Origin of the sequence: Psychrobacter sp. (assembly GCF_036731945.1) — a bacterium.
Lineage (GTDB): Bacteria > Pseudomonadota > Gammaproteobacteria > Pseudomonadales > Moraxellaceae > Psychrobacter.
In genome coordinates, this window is sequence record NZ_DAINDI010000040.1 from 21,590 (window position 1) to 27,335 (window position 5,746).

A 5,746-nucleotide genomic window follows, 5' to 3' on the forward strand; every position below is an offset into this window, starting at 1 on the left:
GGACTAATGGGCATGGGCTGCTCGGCGATTTTCACTTTAAGTATGATGCTGTTTTCGATGCGTACTTATACCGCCAATCAATCAAGCGAGCTGTCGGGCATGGCGCAAGCCATTGGTTATCTGATTGCGTTTTTTGGTCCACTTGGCACTGGTTGGTTGCATGAAGCAACGGACAACTGGGATTTGCCGTTATTCATTATGCTGGTATTGATGATTATCAACGTGGGGTTTGCTTGGCTGGTTAGCCGCCCACTAATGGTTGATGGTAAAAAGATTTAATTTTTATCTTCAAGCAATTAACCTTCGTCGTCAATCAATTAACTTTTGTACCATATTGCTACTTACCTGATTCTGCTAGACTGACTTTATTGTATTTAGGACAGCAGAATCATGATAAACACTCCCTCTCGCCTACCGCAGCGTTTGCTCACGGTCGCCGCCTTGAGCCTTGCAATCGCTATTAGCGGTTGTCAACAGCAGCCTGACACAAACACGGCTGACAATACTCAAAATAATAATCCGGCCGTCAATACGACAATGGCTGAAGCTCAAACACCAGAATCTACGCAATCTTATGAGTCAACGAATTCAGCTGAGCAGCAAGCACCTTTAACCATCTTGGCATTGGGCGATTCGTTAACTGAAGGGCTTGGCGTTGATAATGATGCCAATTACCCCGCGCAGCTAGAAGCGCGCTTAAAAGAGATGGGCTACAAGGATGTCAAAGTAATCAATTCAGGATTAAGCGGTGAGACCAGTACCGGGCTTGTCAATCGACTCGATTGGGTATTGCAAACCAAACCTGATATTACTATTTTGACCATCGGTGCCAATGATGCCATCCGTGGTATTGATGTGGCAACGGTCGAAGCCAATATTCGCACTGCTATTAAACGCCTTCAAGATGGCGGTAGCGAAGTGATTTTGGGTGGTATGCAGATTTATGACAATCTTGGCGCTGATTACGTCGAATCGTTTGCTGCGATATATCCAAGGGTGGCGAAAGATATGAATGTGACGCTGATTCCGTTCTTTTTAGACGGTGTGGGTGGCGACCCTAAGCTCAACCAAGCCGATGCCATTCATCCAACCCGCGAGGGCTATACTATTATCGTCAACGACAATATTTTGCCAGTTCTGCAACCTGAAATCGAAAAGCTAGAAGCAGCCCATACCGATACGGCAACAAAATCTAGCACGCCTACTGAGACCACCCAATGACTGCTACAGCCAATAACAAAACACTACTTACCGCCTCCAAGCTGAATAAAACCGTTCAAGTCGGTGACCAATCATTATCCATCATTAAAGACGTCGACATTCATGTCGATGCGGGCGAGTTCGTAGTCATCATGGGTAAATCCGGCTCAGGCAAATCGACTTTGCTCGGATTACTAGCAGCGTTAGATTATCCTGATAGTGGCTCAGTTGAGTTAGCGGGACAAACCTTAAGCAGCCTTGATGAAGATACGCTGGCGGTCATTCGCCAACGTGAGATGGGATTTGTCTTTCAATCGTTTCATCTACTGCCGACATTAACTGTCAGCGAGAATATTGCCTTTCCGCTGGATATTGCCCGCCGTCCGAATAAAGCACGTGTAAATAAGCTGATTGAAGCAGTTGATTTAGGGCATCGGCGTGATAGCTTGCCTAACCAATTATCAGGCGGTGAGCAGCAGCGTACTGCCGTTGCCCGCGCCTTGGTATCGCAGCCAAAAATCGTCTTTGCCGATGAACCAACTGGTAACTTAGATGAGCAAAATGCCCGTCAAGTCATGCAGCTGTTATTAGATTTACGCCAGCAAGTTGGCTCCGCACTAGTCGTCGTCACTCATGATGCCGCACTAGCGGAGATGGCAGATCGCGTCATTACCATGCATGACGGTATGATAGATGGATCAAAAACCAATGGATAACATGGATAATGAGTCAAATGATTCGCGTGGCATCATAAGCCAACTATTTAATCGCCTGTTAATTTCGAAAAGCTTGGGCGCGCAAGCCTTAAGTCGTAGCTGGTGGCAGCGCTGGATCTATCCCGTCTTATTCTTAATCACGCTAGTTCTTTCGCTTGCCACTTACCTGACTTTAGATTCTATCCAGCAATCGGTTGATACCTATATCAATGACAATCAGCGCGCCCTCGTTGGCGGGGATTTGATTCTAAACAGTAAGCAAGACTGGCCAAGCGAGGTATTAGCGCAGGTAGAGACGGTCGCTGATACGCAAATAGTATATGACTATCAGTTTAGCGCCATGGTAGTGACCGATGAGCAAACCTTACTTGCCAGCGTTAAAGCGGTTTCGCCAGCTTATCCATTATATGGAGACGCTGAGCTTGCCTCAGGGCAGCCTCTTTGGACACAATTAAGCGCTGCGAATGTCGTCGTCGCGCCCGAAGTATTGAACAGCTTAAACGCCAGTGTTGGTGACCAAATTACCATTGGTGATGCTGAGTTCATTATTAGCGACGTGCTGACCAAAGAGCCTGACCGTCCACTGACTGCCTTTGGTTTTGGCGGACGCGTTTTGATGCATGAGGATGCGCTCGCGGCGACCAACTTATTAGGACAGCGTAGCCGCATTAATTATCGTATTGAGCTGGCCGGCGCGCCTGAATTAATGGCCGTGCAACGAGAAAAGCTGACGCAAATACTTAGCAAGTATCCTGATATTGAGCTCTCTGATGCCGAGTCAGCAGATACTTCTGTCTCGCGTATCTCCGACAATGTCTTGATGTTTTTAAAGCTGCTCGTCATTGCCGTACTGTTATTATCTGCGGTGGCGATGTATGGCGTGATTACGGCTTTTGTGACCAAGCAGCAGTCTAGTAATGCGATTCGTTTGGCATTAGGTGAGCCGCTTAAATCTTTAAAACGCAGCTACTATCAGCTATTGATTGTTACCACTATCATTGCTTGTATTGCCGCGGTTATCGTGAGTTTCGGCTTACTGAAGGTCGGTCAGCCGTATCTCATTGCTATCTTGCCAACTGATGTTGGACTAGCAATCAACCCGATTAGCGCCATTAAAACTATTATTATCGCGCTAGTGCTGACCTTGCTTATCGCTCAGCGTGGTTTAAGCACACTAAGTACGACCAAACCTGCGACTTTACTCAATCAAGGAGCAAGTACAAACTTACAAAATCTACCGTGGTATCAACGTTTGCCGTTACTTTGGTATGGGATGATGCTAGTTGGTCTCTATGTGTTTTTTGCTTATGAAGTAGATTCTCTGATACTAGGTGCGCAGCTGTTAATAGGCTTAACTGCTTTTGTCGCGATATTTTGGCTATTGGCACGCGGTTGGTTATGGCTGCTGACTAAGTTTGCCAAGCATTCTAATATCAGCTGGATGCAGCGTATCGCTATTCATAACCTTGCGCGTAAAGGCAATCAGTCGGCATTGTTTTTTGTCACCTTATCGCTGTCAGTGGCTGTCTTAACTTTGATTACCACGCTCAATCATAGTATCAATGCCCAGTTTATTAATGCCTACCCTGAAGATGCGCCCAATTTATTTTTGCTCGATATTCAAAGTGACCAGCATGATGCGATTAATAACATCATTGCTGCACCTGTCAGCTATTATCCTGTCATTCGTGCCCGCGTCGTCACGGCTAATAATGTACCCGTACAAGATATCGAACCTACGGACGGCTTTGATGACCCGATGCGGGTTTTTAATTTAAGCTATACCGATACAGTGATGGACACTGAGTTTATTACTGATTCACTAGTAAAAAACGAGCTTTATGCCCCTATTGATACTGTAGATAGTGACTCAGCGCAAACCGTTGCGCCATTATCGATTTTGGATACGGCAACCAGTTTGCTAAATGTTGGCATGGGTGATCAAGTGCGCTTTAATATTCAAGGGATTGAGATCGTCGGGCAAATCACCAGTATCCGCTCGCGCTATGAGAAAGGACCCAGTCCTTATTTTTACTTCTTATTTGAGCCTGAAGTGTTAGCAGCTGCGCCGCAAATCCAATTTGCTACCGCCCACGTCGCAGCAGAAGAGATTCCAAAGCTCCAAGGTCAGCTAGTTCGCGAGTTTCCTGCGATAACGACCATCGACGGCACAGCAATCGCGCAGCAAGTCCAAGAGCTAGTGGTACAAATGAGCCGTTTGGTTTATGTCTTCACCTTTCTGGCATTATTGACGGGTATTATGGTTTTGATTAGCTCGCTACTCTCTACCTCGCAAGACCGCATGAAAGACAGCGCATCATTTAGGCTGCTCGGAATGCAAAAGCGTGACCTATATATGCTCAATATCTTAGAGCTTGGCATACTTGGTATTAGTGCCGCTTTATTTGCGGTCATTATCGCTAATATCGGGGCATGGGCTGCTATTACCCAATGGTTCAATCTGCGCTTTAGTGTGCCCTGGGCAAGCTTGGCTATTGGCGGTGTGGCGTTAGTCGCACTGTTATTTGCCATTGCCATTATTTATGTGAGACTGGTGATTGGGCGTGGGATTATGGCTAGGGTAAGGGCGATGATTTAGGGCATGAGTTTGAAGGTTTAATAAGAGTTGATGGCGGGTTAGTAGTAGCTAATCCTGCTATCCGCTATTATCAGGGCTATACCGCGCCTCTGATTTAGACTAAGTATTTAAAATTAGCATCTCAGCACCAAAAAACAGTCTTGATAAAAATGCACATTTGCTTTTCATACTATTAATATCATCAACGTAATTGTTAATATTCTCTTTACTTAATGAACTATTACCTGAATGCTTATTAATAATATAGACCATCTGATTAAACAAACCTTCCCAAGTATCTTTGTGATACTTCTCATAACTAGATGACATTTTAAAATAGTCAAGATAAGCATTAAAACCATTCAAATCATCTGAAATATTATTAATGCTGCTAAACTTACTATTTATCTGCCTAGGTTCAGAAAACAAATAAACCAATGTATTATCTTCATTGAAACAAACTGAATGAGGGTCGTCATCAGGTAAAGCACCTATTTCTTTGGCTGTAATCCAAATAGATTCTGAGACCATATTACTATTTCTAAAATTCACATTTAAGTCATTGTGCTTATAAAACCTAGGCGCAACGTAAAATACTGGATTACCACTATTCTCAAGATGAAGTAACAGGTCATGTTGTTTAGATTTTTTACGTGCATGTAAATGAAATTGATAGTAAGAGCTATTAAAGACCTTATAGTTTTTTGCGTTAAATCTTGATAGAAAATTTGATAGCTTAAACTGAAAGAAGAATGGAACTCCATGTATGCTTACTTCAGTATCATAACCACCTGTTTTCCCTTCTTCATACAATGAAGGAAATATTGGTGCTAGATTAAATGAATACATTCTATTCATTTCGTTTACTAGAGAGAATGCATAAGTAGACTCTGAAAAATCTGGTTTCATTAAAAGGTTTCCTATGACTAAAATAGAAGATGTATATCAAGTGGGTTTGTAATGACTATTCACTTACAAATAGAAAGCTCATATAGCCATATATTGACCTTGCAAAAATCTATTTATTTTTAGTCTTATTAGGTGAAATAACTTATTAATATCAAAGCATTTGGAGTAGCCAAAAGTTGCCAATCATATCACCGCGTATTTGATAATTTTTGATATCACCTTCGTTAAGAATAACATCAATCACGTCTATAGCCGATGGAAAAAGCGTTTTGAAATATTGAACGAAAGGAGACCATCCCACATTCTGTGTAACTGCCGTTTAGATTAAATGCCTGCTTATACG

Annotated in this window: 4 protein-coding genes and 1 pseudogene; 4 read left to right on the forward strand and 1 reads right to left on the reverse strand. The window is 43.3% G+C overall.

Annotated elements, in window-relative coordinates; translation table 11 throughout:
- The 4 genes and pseudogenes from V7D75_RS09370 to V7D75_RS09385 all read left to right on the forward strand — a co-directional run.
- Positions 1-279 (forward strand): annotated as a pseudogene (locus tag V7D75_RS09370) (MFS transporter); the annotation flags it as partial.
- A 111-nt stretch (positions 280-390) separates the two neighbouring features.
- The gene (locus V7D75_RS09375) at positions 391-1,221 is read left to right on the forward strand and encodes an arylesterase (protein ID WP_333614346.1); all 831 of its coding nucleotides are present in this window, start codon (positions 391-393) and stop codon (positions 1,219-1,221) included.
- Complete coding sequence (locus tag V7D75_RS09380) at positions 1,218-1,916, forward strand: ABC transporter ATP-binding protein (RefSeq protein ID WP_333614347.1); 699 nt, start codon at positions 1,218-1,220, stop codon at positions 1,914-1,916. Before V7D75_RS09375 ends, V7D75_RS09380 begins: the two co-directional genes overlap by 4 nt.
- Positions 1,894-4,515 (forward strand): ABC transporter permease, encoded by a 2,622-nt coding sequence (locus V7D75_RS09385; RefSeq protein WP_333614348.1) that lies wholly within the window; start codon positions 1,894-1,896, stop codon positions 4,513-4,515. The genes V7D75_RS09380 and V7D75_RS09385 overlap by 23 nt, the downstream gene beginning before the upstream one ends.
- A 99-nt stretch (positions 4,516-4,614) precedes the next feature.
- On the opposite strand, the gene V7D75_RS09390 is transcribed toward V7D75_RS09385, so the two are convergent.
- Positions 4,615-5,403, reverse strand: coding sequence for a hypothetical protein (locus tag V7D75_RS09390; protein ID WP_333614349.1), 789 nt, complete (start codon positions 5,401-5,403; stop codon positions 4,615-4,617).
- Positions 5,404-5,746: the final 343 nt, after the last annotated feature.